The organism is Pseudomonas sp. JE3303, assembly GCF_056312565.1.
Genome location: NZ_JBWGIF010000013.1, coordinates 50,211 through 66,055, shown reverse-complemented (window position 1 = coordinate 66,055; position 15,845 = coordinate 50,211). Strand labels below are relative to the sequence as shown.

At 64.6% G+C, this 15,845-nt stretch carries 13 protein-coding genes; 8 read left to right on the top strand and 5 right to left on the bottom strand.

The window, feature by feature from the left end; translation table 11 throughout:
• The first annotated feature begins 32 nt into the window (after nt 1–32).
• Nucleotides 33–995 (top strand): thioredoxin-disulfide reductase, encoded by a 963-nt coding sequence (trxB, locus tag AC0ZZU_RS18635; RefSeq protein ID WP_476342659.1) that lies wholly within the window; start codon nt 33–35, stop codon nt 993–995.
• 63 nt (nt 996–1,058) lie between these two features.
• Here trxB and nadC read toward each other — a convergent pair whose 3' ends face one another.
• Entirely contained in the window at nt 1,059–1,907 is an 849-nt protein-coding gene (gene nadC / locus AC0ZZU_RS18630) for a carboxylating nicotinate-nucleotide diphosphorylase (RefSeq protein WP_476342658.1), read from the bottom strand.
• A 242-nt stretch (nt 1,908–2,149) separates the two neighbouring features.
• On the opposite strand from nadC, the gene AC0ZZU_RS18625 reads away from it, so the two are divergent.
• From AC0ZZU_RS18625 to ampE, 3 genes are all read left to right on the top strand, one after another.
• A complete protein-coding gene (locus tag AC0ZZU_RS18625; RefSeq protein ID WP_476342657.1) occupies nt 2,150–4,321 on the top strand; it encodes a DUF1631 domain-containing protein in 2,172 nt (723 codons plus the stop codon).
• 79 nt (nt 4,322–4,400) lie between these two features.
• The gene (gene ampD / locus AC0ZZU_RS18620) at nt 4,401–4,967 is read left to right on the top strand and encodes a 1,6-anhydro-N-acetylmuramyl-L-alanine amidase AmpD (protein WP_476342655.1); all 567 of its coding nucleotides are present in this window, start codon (nt 4,401–4,403) and stop codon (nt 4,965–4,967) included.
• On the top strand, nt 4,964–5,794 hold the full coding sequence (ampE, locus tag AC0ZZU_RS18615) for a regulatory signaling modulator protein AmpE (protein ID WP_476342654.1): 831 nt from the start codon (nt 4,964–4,966) through the stop codon (nt 5,792–5,794). The genes ampD and ampE overlap by 4 nt, the downstream gene beginning before the upstream one ends.
• 21 nt (nt 5,795–5,815) lie before the next feature.
• On the opposite strand, the gene AC0ZZU_RS18610 is transcribed toward ampE, so the two are convergent.
• Both AC0ZZU_RS18610 and cra read right to left on the bottom strand, forming a co-directional pair.
• Nucleotides 5,816–6,592 (bottom strand): TatD family hydrolase, encoded by a 777-nt coding sequence (locus tag AC0ZZU_RS18610; protein WP_476342652.1) that lies wholly within the window; start codon nt 6,590–6,592, stop codon nt 5,816–5,818.
• Between the two features lie 9 nt (nt 6,593–6,601).
• Nucleotides 6,602–7,591: a catabolite repressor/activator gene (cra, locus tag AC0ZZU_RS18605; protein WP_476342651.1), complete on the bottom strand. Its 990-nt coding sequence runs from the start codon at nt 7,589–7,591 to the stop codon at nt 6,602–6,604.
• Between the two features lie 284 nt (nt 7,592–7,875).
• On the opposite strand from cra, the gene ptsP reads away from it, so the two are divergent.
• Genes ptsP through AC0ZZU_RS18590 form a run of 3 tightly spaced genes read left to right on the top strand, consistent with a single transcriptional unit; the run spans nt 7,876 to nt 13,411 of the window.
• Complete coding sequence (ptsP, locus tag AC0ZZU_RS18600) at nt 7,876–10,731, top strand: phosphoenolpyruvate--protein phosphotransferase (protein WP_476342649.1); 2,856 nt, start codon at nt 7,876–7,878, stop codon at nt 10,729–10,731.
• Nucleotides 10,731–11,678: a 1-phosphofructokinase gene (pfkB, locus tag AC0ZZU_RS18595; RefSeq protein WP_476342647.1), complete on the top strand. Its 948-nt coding sequence runs from the start codon at nt 10,731–10,733 to the stop codon at nt 11,676–11,678. Before ptsP ends, pfkB begins: the two co-directional genes overlap by 1 nt.
• Complete coding sequence (locus AC0ZZU_RS18590; RefSeq protein ID WP_476342646.1) at nt 11,675–13,411, top strand: PTS fructose-like transporter subunit IIB; 1,737 nt, start codon at nt 11,675–11,677, stop codon at nt 13,409–13,411. The genes pfkB and AC0ZZU_RS18590 overlap by 4 nt, the downstream gene beginning before the upstream one ends.
• A 25-nt stretch (nt 13,412–13,436) precedes the next feature.
• Here the strand turns inward: AC0ZZU_RS18590 and AC0ZZU_RS18585 are convergent, their stop codons facing one another.
• Complete coding sequence (locus AC0ZZU_RS18585) at nt 13,437–13,658, bottom strand: DUF3820 family protein (RefSeq protein WP_476342645.1); 222 nt, start codon at nt 13,656–13,658, stop codon at nt 13,437–13,439.
• 203 nt (nt 13,659–13,861) lie between these two features.
• Between AC0ZZU_RS18585 and AC0ZZU_RS18580 the strand changes: the two genes are divergently transcribed.
• Nucleotides 13,862–14,338, top strand: a complete 477-nt coding sequence (locus tag AC0ZZU_RS18580; RefSeq protein WP_476342644.1) for a ferritin-like domain-containing protein — start codon at nt 13,862–13,864, stop codon at nt 14,336–14,338.
• Here AC0ZZU_RS18580 and AC0ZZU_RS18575 read toward each other — a convergent pair.
• On the bottom strand, nt 14,335–15,831 hold the full coding sequence (locus AC0ZZU_RS18575) for a GGDEF domain-containing protein (protein ID WP_476342643.1): 1,497 nt from the start codon (nt 15,829–15,831) through the stop codon (nt 14,335–14,337). The two genes, AC0ZZU_RS18580 and AC0ZZU_RS18575, sit on opposite strands and share 4 nt — an antisense overlap.
• Nucleotides 15,832–15,845 lie beyond the last annotated feature (14 nt).

Below are 15,845 nucleotides of genomic sequence, written 5' to 3'. Positions count from 1 at the left end.
GCGCAGGTTCTTTTTTATTACAGGAGCCCGTCATGTCCGAAGCACGTCATTCGCGAGTCATCATCCTCGGTTCCGGCCCTGCCGGTTACAGCGCCGCGGTCTATGCCGCCCGCGCAAACCTCAAGCCGCTGCTGATCACCGGCATGCAGGCCGGCGGCCAGCTGACCACCACCACCGAAGTCGACAACTGGCCGGGCGACCCCCATGGCCTGACCGGCCCGGCGCTGATGCAGCGCATGCAGGAACACGCCGAGCGTTTCGAGACCGAAATCGTCTTCGACCACATCAACGCCGTCGACCTGGCAAGCAAGCCCTACACCCTCAAGGGTGACAGCGGCACCTACACCTGCGACGCGCTGATCATCGCCACCGGCGCCAGTGCCCGTTACCTGGGCCTGCCATCGGAAGAGACCTTCATGGGCAAGGGCGTTTCGGCCTGCGCTACCTGCGACGGTTTCTTCTACCGCAACAAGCCAGTGGCAGTGGTCGGTGGCGGCAACACCGCTGTGGAAGAAGCCCTGTACCTGGCCAACATCGCCAGCAAGGTCACCCTGGTGCACCGCCGCGAGACCTTCCGCGCCGAGAAGATCCTGATCGACAAGCTGCAAGCCCGTGTAGCCGAAGGCAAGATCGAGCTCAAGCTCAATGCCACTCTGGACGAAGTGCTCGGTGACAACATGGGCGTCACCGGTGCTCGCCTGAAGAACAATGACGGCAGCAGCGACGAGATCAAGGTAGACGGCGTGTTCATCGCCATCGGCCATACCCCGAACACTTCGCTGTTCGAAGGCCAGCTGACGCTCAAGGACGGCTATCTGGTCGTGCAGGGCGGCCGTGAAGGCAACGCCACCGCGACCAACGTCGACGGCGTGTTCGCTGCCGGCGACGTGGCCGACCATGTCTACCGTCAGGCCATCACCTCCGCAGGTGCCGGCTGCATGGCGGCTCTGGATGTGGAGCGGTACCTGGATGGGCTGCAGAACGTGTCGTTCTAAGACGCGTTTGCAGACATGAAAAAACCGGCCAGTTGGCCGGTTTTTTCATGTCTGGCAGAAGCCTCAGAGACTCAAGCGCATCGACAGATCCACTGCCTTCACATCCTTGGTCATCGCACCAATGGAGATGTAATCCACACCCGTTTCGGCGATGACCCGCAACGTGCTCTCATTGACTCCCCCACTGGCCTCGAGCTTTGCCTTGCCGGCAGTGATGCGCACCGCTTCGCGCATCTCGTCGAGGTCGAGCTCGTCGAGCATGATGATGTCGGCGCCTGCGTCCAGCGCTTCGCGCAGCTCATCGAGGCTCTCGACCTCGACCTCCACGGGCTTGCCGGGAGCGATGCGCCTGGCGGCCGTGATCGCCTGGGCGATCCCGCCACTGGCGGCGATGTGGTTTTCCTTGATCAGAAAGGCGTCGTACAGCCCGATACGATGATTGTCACAACCGCCACAGGCCACTGCATACTTTTGCCCAAGTCGCAGCCCAGGCAAGGTCTTGCGGGTGTCGAGCAAGCGCACCCCGGTATCGGCGACCAGTTCGGCCAATGTGTGCGCACGCGTAGCGACGCCCGAAAGCAGCTGCAGGAAGTTGAGCGCCGTGCGTTCGCCGCTGAGCAGTGAGCGGGCGGGCCCTTCGAGATGAAACAGCGCCTGGTTGGCCTTGGCCCGGTCACCATCGATCACCTGCCAGTGCACTGCCACGCGGGGGTCGAGCTGACGGAATACCGCATCGACCCAGGCCGTTCCGCTGATCACACAGTCTTCGCGGGTGATGATGGTGGCCTTGGCCAGGCGTTCGGCCGGGATCAGTTGGGCGGTAATGTCGCCACTGCCGATATCCTCGAGCAGCGCGCGGCGCACGTTGGCTTCGATTTCGGCAGTCAGGTCGGCGAGGCGTAGGTTCGGCATGGTGGACTCCACAAGCTAGGTGCGGGCGATTATAGGGCAGGGGTGGGCGCTGTACAGCAGCTGCAGAAACGACCTTTGGTCAGACGCACTGAGCATTTTGCTCAAATGACTGTCTATGAGCCCAGACGAACGGCGCGCTTGGCGGCAGACCCGCTTTGCCTGATAATCGCGCCTCTTATTTGGCGTCATAGCTTTGACGACACGTTGTCCACTTTGGCAACTACCCCAGCAAGGAGTTTGGGATGCGTAACGATGGCAAGGTAGTGAGCCTGGCGGCGGCTAATCTAAGAGGGCTGCGTGCGCCATTGCCTTGCTTGCCTGTACTTTTGCTGCAGGTGCGTGACAAAGCCGCGCTGCAACTTCGACAGTGCCTGCAGGCGCTGTTCGACAATGCCGACGATACGCTCTTCGAGATGGCCGACAAGGCCATGGGACCTCTCGAGCAACATCTGTTTTTCGAAGCGATGCGTGACCTTCGTCTCAAGCGCAAGAACATCGAGCGTGAGTTCATCGATACGCTGCACGACGCGTTCTCTGCCATCGGCCGTCTCGACCCGTTGATGCGGTTGCCCGATGCCCCCGGCCACGGCAAGGAAGAGCAGGAGCGTAAGATCGCCATTCAGGGCATGGTCGAGCGTGTGCTGGCGCGTGACAGGTTTGTGCTCCAGCAGTTGTGCCTGCGGTTCCAGACCCTGCTCGGGCAGCCGGTCGACGAGCACTGCCATCCGCTGGCGCCCGCGAGGCTGTGCAGATTCTTCCTGCAGGCAGGGCGCAACCTTGGAGTCGGATTCAAGGTCAAGCTGATCCTTCTCAAACTGTTCGAGCGCTATGTGTTGCGCGATATCGAGCTGGTCTATGGCGAAGCCAACCAGCTGCTGGCGGTGGCCGGCGTGCTGCCGGAGCTCAAGCCCGCGCCGCGCCGCCGCGCCGAGGATCGCCAGCGAGTGGCCCCGCGAGACCCGGCCAACCAGTCCGAGGAAGAAGAGCTGCACGAAAGCAGCGCGGGGCGGGCCTTTCTCGCGTCACTGCAGCCTTTGCTTGCCCCAGCGCGTGGGCGAGTCGCCCCGCGTTTGCACAGCAACCAGCCAGCCTCGCCCATCGCCACCGGCGACCTGTTGCGCCTGCTCTCGCACCTGCAGCACTTTGTGCCCCCAGTATGCGAGGGCGAAGAATTTTTCCCTGGGCAGCAGCTGGAGCAACTGCTGCTGAGGATCAGCGTGCGAAGCGGCAACCGCCGGCAGATTGCCGTTGCCGATGAAGACCTGATCAACCTGGTCGGCATGTTGTTCAACTTCATCCTCGACGACAGCAATCTGCCAGCCATGCTGCGGCGGATGATCGCCCGTTTGCAGATCCCGTACATCAAGGTGGCCCTGCTGGATGCGACCTTGTTTACCCGTGCCAGTCATCCGGCGCGCCGGCTGCTCAACGAGATCGCCCTGGCGGCGATGGGCTGGGAGGGCAATGGCGAGCTGCAGCGAGACAGCCTGTACCTGCGCATCGAGCGGATCGTGCTGCGCCTGCTCAACGATTTCAATGAAGATACGCGTCTGTTCAGCGACCTGCTCGCCGAGTTTCTCACCTACAGCAGCGAGGAGCGTCGGCGCAACGATCTGCTTGAACAACGCACCCGCGATGCCGAGGAGGGCCGCGCGCGGACCTTGCTGGCACGCCAGCGGGTCCAGCAGGTGCTCAACCAGCGCCTGCATGGGCGGGTGTTGCCGGAAGTGGTGGTGCAGATCCTGGTTCAGGCCTGGAGCCAGGTACTGATGCTGGCCTGCCTCAAGCATGGCGAGCGGTCGCGGGCCTGGGCCCAGGGGCTGCTGACCATGGACGCGTTGCTGGACAGTGTGGCGCCTCACCGAGAGCCCCTGGCGCGTCAGCAGTTGCTTGAACAGGTGCCCAGTCTGCTCAAGGCGCTGCGCGAGGGACTGGCGGCGATTGCCCTGGACTCGAACGCGACTCGCGAATTCTTTGCCCAGCTTGCACAGTTGCACCTGCGTGCCTGCTCAACCCATGACCTTGGGTTGTCTGCGCAAGACAACGCGCTGAAGGAGATCCTGGTTCGGGACGAAATCGTCCTGGTCGTTGGCGAAGAACCCGCCTGCGCGCCTTTGCTGCAGCTGGACGAGCATCACCCGCAACTGCGCCAGTTGCAGCGGCTGCGCGTGGGTTCCTGGGTCGAGGTGCGCGATGATGGCGCGCCGATGCGCTGCAAGCTGATTGCCTGGATCGCCAGCAGCGATCGCTTCGTCTTTGCCAACCGCCACGGCGTCAAGGTCCGCGACTGGAACCGCAGCGGGCTGTTGATGGCGCTGCGCCGCGAGGATGTGCGGCCGCTTGACGACGGACTGCTGTTCGACCGCGCGCTTCACGCGGTGGTCGAGCGGTTGCGGGGCCAGCCTGGATTGTGAGTCGGCGCGCAATCTCGCATGCAACCGTCACAGCGTCGGGGCATACTGAGACAACGTCCATGTGTGCCAGGATCCGCCCATGCATTTGAACCGCGAAACAGGCTGGTTCACCGGTGTCACCCACTGCCCCTCACCCAACTTCAACGCCCGCGCCGACGGCGAGCACATCTCCCTGCTGGTGATCCACAACATCAGCCTGCCGCCTGCCTGCTTTGGCACCGGCAAAGTGCAGGCGTTTTTCCAGAACGCCCTGAACCCGGACGAGCACCCCTACTTCCAAGGCATCCAGCACCTGACGGTGTCGGCGCATCTGTTTGTCGAGCGCGATGGGGCGGTCACCCAGTTTGTCTCGTGCCTGGACCGTGCCTGGCATGCGGGGGTGTCGCGATTCGACGGGCGCGAGGGCTGCAACGATTTTTCCATCGGCATCGAGCTCGAAGGCACTGACGAGCTACCGTATACCGATGCCCAGTATACGGCGCTGGAGCATCTGACCCGGCTGATACAAGCGGCGTGGCCGGCGATCGACACCCAGCGGATCCAGGGTCACAGCGATATCGCACCTGGGCGCAAGACTGATCCGGGGCCTGCTTTCGACTGGCTACGCTATCGAGCGGCCCTGCAAGATTTCGAGGACAATGCATGAGTTTTCTGGTGTTGGTGCTGGTGCTATGGGTCGAGAAGTTCTCTTCCTTGCGCCACCGGCTGCAGCGGGACGGTTTTTTCTTTAGCGAGCTTGTGCGCCTGGAGCGCAGTGGCAAGGTTCATCCCTGGTGGACCCTGATCATTCTGGTGCTGGCGCCGGTGGCTGTGCTGGTGCTGCTGCTGCATGTGCTGGAACCGGTGGCCTACGGCTTGCTGGCCTTGCCCGTGCACCTGCTGGTGCTCATCTACAGCCTTGGCCGGGGTGATACCAAGGCTGCGCTTGGCCCCTTCCGCGACGCCTGGCGGCGCGGCGACCAGCAAGCCGCGCTGCATGTCGCCGAGCGCGACCTTGGCCTGGCCGCCGATGATGCCGAGGGCTTGCTCGAGCGCGTGCAGGGCCACCTGCTGTGGCAGGCCTACCAAAGCTTCTTCGCGGTGATTTTCTGGTATTTCCTGCTCGGCCCTGCCGCGGCGCTGGCCTACCGGCTTCTCGACCTGATTGCCGCCCATAGCCATCAACCGGCGCTCAAGGCCCGCGCCGGGCAGCTGCGCCATGTCATGGACTGGTTGCCGGTACGGGTATTGGCGTCGAGCTTCGCCTTGGTCGGCAACTTCATGTCGGTTATCCGGTTGATGTTGAGCGAGCTGCTGAACTGGCACATTCGCGCCGCCCAGTTGGTGGCCCGGGCCGGGCGTGTGGCCGACGATGCGCCACCGGCGCAGGCGGGGCCCCAAGGCCTGGAGACGCTCGACAGCCTGTGGGAATTGCTGCTGCGCTGCGCGGTGCTGTGGTATGCGGCTTTTGCCCTATGGACAGTGCTGGCCTGAAACGGTCGCGCGACAGGCCGGCTACCAGCCGAACAGTTCGCAGGCATTTCGGCTGGTCGCCTCGGCCAGCGTCTCGGGCGTGACCCCGATCAGTTCGGCCAGGGCGCTGGCGATCTCGGGCAGGTGCTCGGGGCTGTTGCGCTGGCCCGGAAACATCGCCGGGGCCATGTCCGGGGCATCGGTTTCCAGCACCAGGCTCTCCAGCGGCAGCCGTGCCACGGTCTTGCGCAGGCGTAGTGCCTGGGGCCAGGTGGCGGCGCCTCCCAGGCCAAGCCTGAAGCCCAGCTTGATGTACTCGCGCGCTTCTTCATAGCTGCCGGCAAAGGCGTGGATAACGCCACCACGCTCAAGCTTGTAGCGCTTGAGCGTGGCAATCACTTGGGCATGGCTGCGGCGAACGTGCAGCAACGCGGGCAGCTCGAAGTCCACTGCCAGTTGCAGTTGCGCCTCGAACAATGCCTGCTGGCGCTGCTTGTCCAGCTCGGTCAGGTAGTAGTCCAGGCCGAATTCGCCTACCGCGCACAGCTGGGGATCGCCCTGCAGGTGTTCCAGCCACTGGCGCAACTGCGGCAGATGCTCGGGGCGATGCTGGTCGAGGTATACCGGGTGCAGGCCATAGGCAGCATGCAGGCGGGCGTCGCCGCGCAGCAGGTCGTGGATGCGTTGCCAGTTGTCCTGGTACACCCCCAGCACCACCAGGCGCTCGACTCCGCGCGCGCTGGCGTTGTCCAGCAGGCGCGTGCGGTCGGCGTCGAAATCTTCGAAATCGAGGTGGGTGTGGGTGTCGATCAGACGCATGCCCAACGCCTAGCCGATACGCTGCTTGAACGTGCGGGCAATCGCGTGCACACCGGGCTCGTAGCGCTTGTCTTCGATGGCGGCCAGGGCCAGCTCCAATGCGGTCGCTGCAATCAGCCCATGCTGCTGGGCCATGGCGTTGACAGGCAGGGGCAGGAAGTCGAGCAACTGATTGTCGCCAAACGTGCCCAGTTGCAAGCTGCGCGAGCCGGCCGGACGGCCTTGCAGCGCATCGAACACCCCTTGCAGCAACACGTAGGACGTGGTCACCAGGGCATCGGGCAGCCCGTCCAGTTCATCGATCAGCTGCTGCATCAGATGCTGGCCGCAGTCGCGGCTGAAGGCGTCGCCCTGGTAGCGGCTTACCTGGCCGTCGAAGCCTTGCAGCGCCTCGTCGAAGCCCCCCGCGCGGGCCTGGCTGACACCCAGCTCGGGCCGTGCGCCGATCAGGGCGATCCGTCCGGGGGCGGTGGCGAGCAGGCTCCTGGCCAATTGCAGGCTCGCAGCGTGATCGTCGCTGATCACCGAGCAGAAGTGCCGCGGGTCGAGTTCACGGTCGATAGCGATCACCGGCAAGCCTTTATCCTGCATCTCGCGATAACTGTCATCGCCCGCGGGCAGGCAACTGGCGACGAACAGCGCGTCGCAGCGTCTGGCCCTGAACAGCTGTTGCAGCTGCCGCTCGCTGTCGGGCTGGTCATCGCTGCTGGCGATCAGCAGCTGATAGCCGCGCGCCCGCGCACCCTGCTCCAGCTGCTTGGCGATGCGCGCGTAGCTCGGGTTTTCGAGGTCGGGGAGGATGAAGCCCAGCGTGCGGGTGTAGCGGCTGCGCAATCCAGCGGCCTGTGGGTTGGGCGTGAAGCCATGGGCCTCGACCACCGCGCGCACACGCTCGACAGTGCTATTACTGATGCGTTGCTGTTCGGCCTTGCCATTGATGACATAGCTGGCGGTGGTAACTGACACACCAGCCAGACGGGCGATATCGCTGAGTTTCACCGAGTTTTCCTTGTTATTACCGGGGCTGCTCTGAGGCTGACCTGCATGTGTCTCCGATCCAGCCATTACAACGCAGGCGACTATTGTCTCAATTGTCCGACAGGATGGGGCTTTTTCAGAGGAAGATTATCGAGTACCGTGCCCGCTGATCTTGATTAATCGTTTCAGCAGGCGTTTTTTTACTGCCATGTCTGACGCCTGCGGCAAGGGTTTGCATAAAGCCCCCTTGTGGAATGTCCACAACAATACCTCAGTATCGTATACGTACTGTAAAGGAGAAGGTCATGCTAGAGCTCGCGAAGGAGCAGATAGCCATGGGCCAGGTCGCCGCAGGCAAGGCCGAAGCGCTGCGCCTGCTTGCCGATCGTCTGGTCGCTGATGGACTGGTCGCCGAGGGATATCTCGAAGGCCTGCAGGCGCGCGAGGCGCAAGGTTCGACCTTCCTCGGCCAGGGTATCGCCATTCCCCACGGCACACCTCAGACCCGCGATCTGGTATTCGCCACCGGCGTGCGCCTGCTGCAGTTTCCGCAGGGCGTGGACTGGGGAGATGGGCAGATCGTCTATCTGGCCATCGGTATTGCCGCGCGTTCCGACGAACACTTGCGCCTGCTGCAACTGCTGACCCGCGCCCTGGGCGAGACCGATCTCGCTGAAGCGCTGCGCCGGGCCACGTCGGCCGAAACGCTGCTCAAGCTGTTGCAAGGTGCGCCCCAGGCGTTGGCGCTGGATGCCCAACTGGTCGGCCTGGGCGTCGCGGCCGATGACTTCGACGAGCTGGCCTGGCGCGGAGCGCGCCTGTTGCAGCGCGCCGATTGCGTCGACAACGGCTTCGCCTCGGTGCTCCAGCAGGCCGAGCCGCTGCCGCTGGGAGATGGCCTGTGGTGGCTGAACAGCGAACGCCAGGTGCGCCAGCCGGGCCTGGCGTTCGTTACCCCGCAGCAGCCCCTGCGCTACCGCGACCAGCCCTTGAACGGGCTGTTCTGCCTGGCCAGCCTCGGCGCTGCGCACCAGGCGTTGCTCGAGCGGCTGTGCGAAGTGCTGATCGAAGGCCGTGGGCAGATGCTCTACCAGGCCACCAGCAGCCGGACCGTGCTCGAAGTCCTGGGTGGCGAGGTGCCGGCTGACTGGCCAAGCGTGCGCGTGACCCTGGCCAATCCCCACGGGCTGCATGCCCGCCCAGCGAAAGAGCTGGCGCAGCTGGCCAAAGGCTTTGAAGGCGAGATCCGCCTGCGGGTGCTCGACAGCAGCCAGCCAGCGGTTTCGGTGAAGAGCCTGAGCAAGTTGCTGAGCCTGGGTGCGCGCCGCGGCCAGGTGCTGGAACTGATCGCCGAGCCTGACATTGCTGCCGATGCCTTGCCCGTACTGGTAGCGGCCATCGAACAAGGGCTGGGCGAGGAGGTCGAGCCGCTGGCTGCGACGCCCGAGCCCACAGTGGCGCCGGTGCCTGAGGTGAAGCTCCAGGCGCCCGCCTTGGGTAGCCGCATTCAGGGCGTCGCGGCGTCGCCGGGGATTGTCTGCGGACCCGCGCATATCCAGGCCGAGCGCAAGATCGACTATCCCCTGCGCGGCGAATCGCTGCAGCACGAACGCGTGAAACTTAGCGGCGCACTGGCGGTGGTGATCAGCGAACTGCAGGTGCTGGTGCAGCGCAGCGACAAATCCATTGCCGAGATCTTCGTCACTCACCAGGAGATGCTCGCCGACCCGGCCCTGACCGATGATGTCGAGCAGCGCCTACGCCAGGGCGAGAGCGCCGCGGCGGCCTGGATGGCGGTAATCGAGGCGGCCGCGCGTCAGCAGGAGTCGCTCAACGACGCCTTGCTGGCCGAACGCGCCGCCGACCTGCGTGACATCGGCCGGCGCGTGCTGGCGCAGCTCTGCGGCATCGAGGATCACCCTGCACCGGAACAACCCTACGTGCTGGTGATGGCCGAAGTCGGCCCGTCCGACGTCGCCCGCCTGGACCCGGCGCGTGTCGCCGGCATTGTCACCGCTCACGGCGGAGCGACGGCGCACAGCGCGATCGTCGCCCGGGCGCTGGGTATCCCGGCAGTGGTCGGCGTGGGCGAGTCGGTGTTGCTGCTCCAACCCGGGACCCAACTGTTGCTCGATGGCCAGCGTGGCCAGCTGAGCGTGGCGCCCGCCGAGCAGGACATCCAGCGTGCCCTGGCTGAACGCGACAAGCGTGAAGCGCGCTTGCAGGCGGCCTGGACCCATCGCCTGGAGCCCGCCATAACGCGCGACGGGCATGCTGTCGAAGTGTTCGCCAACATCGGCGAAAGCACCGGCATTGAGAAGGTCGTCGACCAAGGCGCCGAAGGCGTCGGCCTGCTGCGTACCGAGCTGATCTTCATGGCCCACCCCCAGGCGCCCGACGTGGCGACCCAGGAGGCCGAATACCGCCGCGTGCTCGAGGGCCTCGATGGCCGTCCGCTGGTCGTGCGTACACTCGACGTGGGTGGCGACAAGCCGTTGCCCTATTGGCCGATCGCCACCGAAGAGAACCCTTTTCTTGGCGTGCGCGGAGTGCGTCTGACGCTGCAACGCCCGCAAGTGATGGAGGATCAGCTGCGGGCCTTGCTGCTGGCGGCCGGTGAACGTCCCCTGCGCATCATGTTCCCGATGGTCGGCCAGGTTCACGAATGGCGCCAGGCCCGGACCATGGTCGAGCGCCTGCGCGAGGAAATCCCGGTCAGCGACTTGCAGCTCGGGATCATGGTCGAGGTGCCGTCGGCTGCCCTGCTGGCCCCGCAGCTGGCACGCGAGGTCGACTTCTTCAGCATCGGCACCAACGACCTGACCCAATACACCCTGGCGATCGACCGCGGCCATCCGAGCCTCAGCGCTCAGGCCGACGGCTTGCATCCTGCGGTATTGCAGCTGATCGACATGACCGTGCGCGCTGCCCATGCCGAAGGCAAGTGGGTGGGCGTGTGCGGCGAGCTGGCAGCCGATCCGCAGGCGGTCGCGCTGCTGCTGGGCCTGGACGTGGACGAGCTCAGCGTGTCGGCCCGCAGTATTGCCGAGGTCAAGGCGCTGGTGCGCGAAACCGATCAACAGCAGGCCCGCGCCCTGGCGCGCCTGGCCTTGCAGCAAGACAGCGCCGAAGCGGTCCGGGCGCTGGTGGAGAACAACTGATGGCCAAGATACTCACCCTGACCCTTAACCCTGCCCTGGATGTCACCGTAAGCCTGGACGTGTTGCGTGCCGGGCACGTCAACCGCAGCCAGGCGCAGCACAGCCATGCCGCCGGCAAAGGGCTGAACGTAGCCCAGGTGCTGGCGGACCTTGGCCACGATGTCACGGTCGGCGGCTTTCTCGGCCGCGACAACCTGCAGCCGTTCGAAGCGCTGATCGAGGCGCGCGGTTTTACCGACTGCTTCGTGCGCGTGGCTGGCGAGACCCGCAGCAACCTCAAGCTGGTCGAGGCCGATGGCCGCGTCACCGACATCAATGGCCAAGGCCCTGTGGTCGACGAGGCTGCACAGGATGAACTGCTGCGTGTGCTTGCACAGGTCGCGAGCGGCCATGACGCCGTGGTGGTGGCTGGCAGCCTGCCGCGCGGCATCACTGCGCAGTGGCTGCGCCAGCTGTTGCTGCAACTCAAGGCCCAAGGCTTGAAGGTTGCCCTGGACAGCAGCGGGGAGGCCCTGCGCCTAGGGCTCGAGGCTGCGCCTTGGCTGGTCAAGCCAAACACCGAAGAGCTCGCCGAAGTGCTCGGCCAGCCAGTGGAGGGCCGCGCCCAGCAGCGCGCCGCGGCCGAACGCCTGTTGGCCAGCGGCATCGAGCATGTGGTGGTCTCCCAGGGCGAGCAGGGTGTGAGCTGGTTCACCAACGGCCAGGCCCTGCACGCGCAGCCTCCCCAAGTGCGGGTGGCCAGTACGGTTGGGGCGGGGGATTCGCTGGTGGCGGGCATGGTCCATGGCCTGCTGCACGCCCAGGCCCCTGCGCAGACCCTGCGCCGCGCGACTGCGATCGCCGCGCAGGCGGTCACCCAGATCGGTTTCGGTATCCGCGACCTCGAGCAACTGGCGCAGCTCGAAGCCGCGGTGCAACTGACAGAAGAACAAGAGGGTTGCCGATGAACATTGCGATTATCACTGCCTGCCCGAACGGCCAGGTGTCGAGCGTGCTCAGCGCGCGCTTGCTGGCTGCGGCGGCGCAACAGCGCGGCTGGGCCACCTGTGTTGAAGTCCAGGATCCGGAGCACCCGGAGCGGCGCCTGACGGCCGCCGAGATCGACGCGGCCGACTGGGTGCTGGTGGTCAAGACCGGTCCCGTCGACCTGTCCCGCTTCGTTGGCAAGCGTGTCTACCAGAGTACGCCTGCCCAGGCGCTGGCCGACCGTGAAGGTTTCCTGGAAGTCGCGGCAGACCAGGCGCAGTTGCTGGAGGCTGTGGACAACGCCGAGCCTGAAACCGCCACCGGTGTGCGCAAGATCGTCGCTGTCACCGCGTGCCCGACCGGTGTCGCGCACACCTTCATGGCGGCGGAGGCGTTGCAGCAGGCCGCGCAGCAGATGGGCCACCAGCTGACGGTGGAAACCCAGGGCTCGGTCGGCGCGCGCAATCCATTGTCCGCCGAGGCGATCGCCGAGGCCGATGTCGTGGTGCTGGCGGCCGACATCGAGGTGCCGACCGCGCGTTTCGCCGGCAAGCGGATCTACCGCTGCGGTACCGGCATCGCGCTCAAGCAGGCCCAGCCTACCCTGACCAAGGCGCTCGCCGAGGGCAAGGTGGAAGGCACCGGCGCTGGCGCTGCAACTGCAGCGGGCAGTGGTGAAAAGGCTGGGGTCTACAAGCATCTGCTGACGGGCGTGTCGTTCATGCTGCCGATGGTGGTGGCCGGGGGACTACTGATCGCGTTGTCCTATGTCTTTGGTATCGATGCCTACAAGGAAGCCGGCAGCCTGCCCGCCGCCTTGCGGCAGATCGGTGCACAGGCCGCGTTCCAGCTCATGGTGCCGCTGCTGGCGGGCTACATCGCCTGGTCGATCGCCGACCGTCCCGGCCTTGCGCCGGGGATGATCGGCGGCATGCTGGCGACACTTCTGGGAGCAGGCTTCATCGGTGGCATCGTGGCCGGCTTTCTTGCCGGCTACTGCGCCAAGGCCATCAGCCGTTGGGTGCGTCTGCCCACCAGCCTCGAGGCGCTCAAGCCGATCCTCATCATTCCGTTGCTGGCCAGCCTGTTCACGGGACTGGTGATGATCTACGTGGTCGGCCAGCCGGTCGCGGCCATGCTCGATGGCCTGACCCGCTTTCTGGACAGCATGGGCACCACCAACGCCATCCTGCTCGGGGTGCTGCTTGGCGGCATGATGTGCGTCGACCTTGGCGGGCCGATCAACAAGGCGTCGTATGCATTCTCCGTCGGCTTGCTGTCGTCCTCCAGCTTCGCGCCGATGGCCGCGACCATGGCCGCTGGCATGGTGCCGCCAATCGGCCTGGGCATCGCCACCTTCATCGCCCGGCGCAAGTTTGCCCAGAGCGAGCGGGAAGCGGGCAAGGCGGCACTGGTGCTGGGGATGTGCTTCATTTCGGAAGGCGCGATCCCCTTTGCCGCCAAGGACCCGCTGCGGGTGATCCCTGCAAGCGTCGTCGGAGGTGCATTGACCGGGGCACTGTCGATGTATTTCGGCTGCAAGCTGGTGGCGCCGCACGGTGGGTTGTTCGTGCTGCTGGTACCCAACGCGATCAACCACGCGCTGCTGTACCTGCTGGCGATTGCCGCAGGCAGCCTGGTAACGGCGGTGGTGTATGCGCTGCTCAAGCGCAGTGAGCAGGTAGAGCTGGCGGTGGCGCCGGTGCAGGGGTAACCGGCCGGCGACACTGTTTTGAAACTTACCCCCGATGCTTGCGCCGCAACGGCGCAAGCAACTCCCCAAGCCCGTTGTGATCGATCTCGTGCATCAGCGCCAACAGCGCGCCGATCTCCCCGGGGGGAAACCCCTTTCGTGCAAACCAGCCCAGATAATCGCCCGGCAGATCAGCGATCAACCGGCCTTGGTATTTGCCATATGGCATCTGCCGGGTGACCAGCAGTTCGAGGTTTTCCGGCTTCATGGGGCCTGCCTGAATATTTCAAACCGGTGACCTTACTGCAATCTGCACGAAGGCCAAAGGACAGTTCATGCAGAACGCCGTGAATCGAGAGGTTCAATCTTTTATAAATGCTTGATTTAAAACAATATTTTATTTTAACAAAAGCTGGCACAAAGGCTGCTCTGTAAAACAGGACTTCCACCTGTGCAACAAGGAGATTTGCCATGAGCACCCCGAACAAAGACGTGATCGACGTACTGAACGACCTGATCGAGTACAGCAAGGACGGCGCCAAGGGTTTCCGCGAGTCGGCGGATGACGTCAAGGACACCCAGCTCAAGACTTTTTTCCAGACTCGCGCCGCAGAGTGCGAGACCGCTGCATCCGAACTTCAGGCCGAAGTTCGCCGCCTGGGTGGCGATCCGGAAACTTCCACTAGCGTCACCGCCGACCTGCACCGTGGCTGGGTCAACTTCAAGTCGATGTTGACTGGCAAGGACGAAACCGCCGTTCTGAACGAAGTCGAGCGCGGTGAGGACTACGCCCTCAAAGCCTACAAGGAAGCCCGCGAGAAGCTCGCCAAGCACCAGCTCACCGCCACTGACCCGGTCTACTCCCTGGTAGAGCGTCAGCTGCAGGGCGTGCAACGCAACCATGACCAGGTCAAGGCGCTGCGCGACGCCGCTCGCGCCCGCTCTTAACCGAGCGCCGTCTCTACCCGGTTGCGGCCATTGGCCTTGGCCCGGTAGAGCGCCTCATCCGCGGCACCCAGCACGCTCGCGAGATCCTGCTGGGTTCCCGGGATGAATACCCCGATGCCGATGCTCACGGTCACAGGCTGTGTGTCACCGGCAAACGGCGGTAGTGTCTCGACACCCGCACGTATTCGCTCTGCCATCTGCAATGCCCCCGCCAGTTCCGTTTCCGGCAATACCACCTGAAATTCTTCCCCACCGTATCGCGCTGCCAGATCGGCCGGGCGGCGAATGCTGCTGTCGATGGCCTTGGCCACTTCGCGCAAAGCGCTGTCCCCCCCGGCATGGCCATGGCGCTGATTGAAGGCCTTGAAGTGATCCACATCCACCATCAGCACTGCCAAGGGCTTGCGGTTGCGTTGAGTGCGCGCCCATTCCTGGCTCAGTACCTGATCCAGGTGACGCCGATTGGCAAGCCCCGTCAGGCTGTCGGTGGCGGCCAGGTCCGCCAGGCTCAGTTCGGCGGTGTGGCGGCGGCGCAGCTCGCGTCCCAACAGCAACGTCAGCCAGAGAATCCCGACGCACAGCACCCCTGTGGCAGCGCTGATCACCTGCGCGGTACGTCGCCATGACGCAAATACCTCATCGGCAGCCTGTACCACCAACACCATCAGGGGCAGGTCGGCGACCTGGGCAAACGTGTAGATCCGTTGAGTGCCGTTAACGGCGGAGGTGCTGACGAAGGTACCGCTCTTCTCGCTCAGGAACCGCTTGAAGTTGGGGCGCTGGCTGAAGTTCGCGCCGATCAGCGGATCTGACGTCCGCGTGGGTTGGCGGGCGAGCAGTTGGCCGTCGGTATTGAACAGGTTGATGCTGCTCTCGGAACCGATGTCGAGCCGCTCGAACAGCTCGGTGAAATAGGACAGGCGCAACGCCCCGGCCGCCAGTCCCGAGAATTGGCCATCAGGCCCCAGGATGCTTCGGCTGAAACTGATGCACCAGTCCAGTTCGCCCAGGCGCGCCTTGAACGGCGGGCTGATGACCAGCCCCAGCCCGGGATCACGACGATGCAGGCGAAAGGGTTCGGTGTCGGCGAAATTGGCCTTGCGCGGCACTGCGCTGGTGGAATCACCGACTACATCGCCTTGCGCGTCGAGCCAGAGGATATCGCCGCGCATCGGGGCACTGAAGGCCTGGTTGAACAGAATCTGCTGGCGCAGCTCGGCGGGTACCTTGAGCAGCTGGGGATGCTGGACGGCCCAGATCAGCCCGCGCAGGGACTGGTCGTAGAGTTCGACGTTGCGCACGATGTCGCTCTCGATCAGCTGGACGATATTGCTCGAAGAGCGCGCGGCAGCCTGCTCGACGCTGTCGCGTTCGCGCATCAGGAGGTAGCTGACGATCGCTACTATAGCGAGCACGGCCACGCAACTGCCCAGGGTCAGGAGCAGTTCCGGATGCTTGTGGAAGATGGATCGCGCGGATCGGGTGGACGTCATGCTCGCTACTGCAA

Coding starts and splice junctions, on each gene's coding strand:
- trxB (WP_476342659.1), top strand. CDS start 33: ATGTCCGAAGCACGTCATTCGCGAGTCATCATCCTCGGTTCCGGCCCT.
- nadC (WP_476342658.1), bottom strand. CDS start 1,907: ATGCCGAACCTACGCCTCGCCGACCTGACTGCCGAAATCGAAGCCAAC.
- AC0ZZU_RS18625 (WP_476342657.1), top strand. CDS start 2,150: ATGCGTAACGATGGCAAGGTAGTGAGCCTGGCGGCGGCTAATCTAAGA.
- ampD (WP_476342655.1), top strand. CDS start 4,401: ATGCATTTGAACCGCGAAACAGGCTGGTTCACCGGTGTCACCCACTGC.
- ampE (WP_476342654.1), top strand. CDS start 4,964: ATGAGTTTTCTGGTGTTGGTGCTGGTGCTATGGGTCGAGAAGTTCTCT.
- AC0ZZU_RS18610 (WP_476342652.1), bottom strand. CDS start 6,592: ATGCGTCTGATCGACACCCACACCCACCTCGATTTCGAAGATTTCGAC.
- ptsP (WP_476342649.1), top strand. CDS start 7,876: ATGCTAGAGCTCGCGAAGGAGCAGATAGCCATGGGCCAGGTCGCCGCA.
- pfkB (WP_476342647.1), top strand. CDS start 10,731: ATGGCCAAGATACTCACCCTGACCCTTAACCCTGCCCTGGATGTCACC.
- AC0ZZU_RS18590 (WP_476342646.1), top strand. CDS start 11,675: ATGAACATTGCGATTATCACTGCCTGCCCGAACGGCCAGGTGTCGAGC.
- AC0ZZU_RS18585 (WP_476342645.1), bottom strand. CDS start 13,658: ATGAAGCCGGAAAACCTCGAACTGCTGGTCACCCGGCAGATGCCATAT.
- AC0ZZU_RS18580 (WP_476342644.1), top strand. CDS start 13,862: ATGAGCACCCCGAACAAAGACGTGATCGACGTACTGAACGACCTGATC.
- AC0ZZU_RS18575 (WP_476342643.1), bottom strand. CDS start 15,831: ATGACGTCCACCCGATCCGCGCGATCCATCTTCCACAAGCATCCGGAA.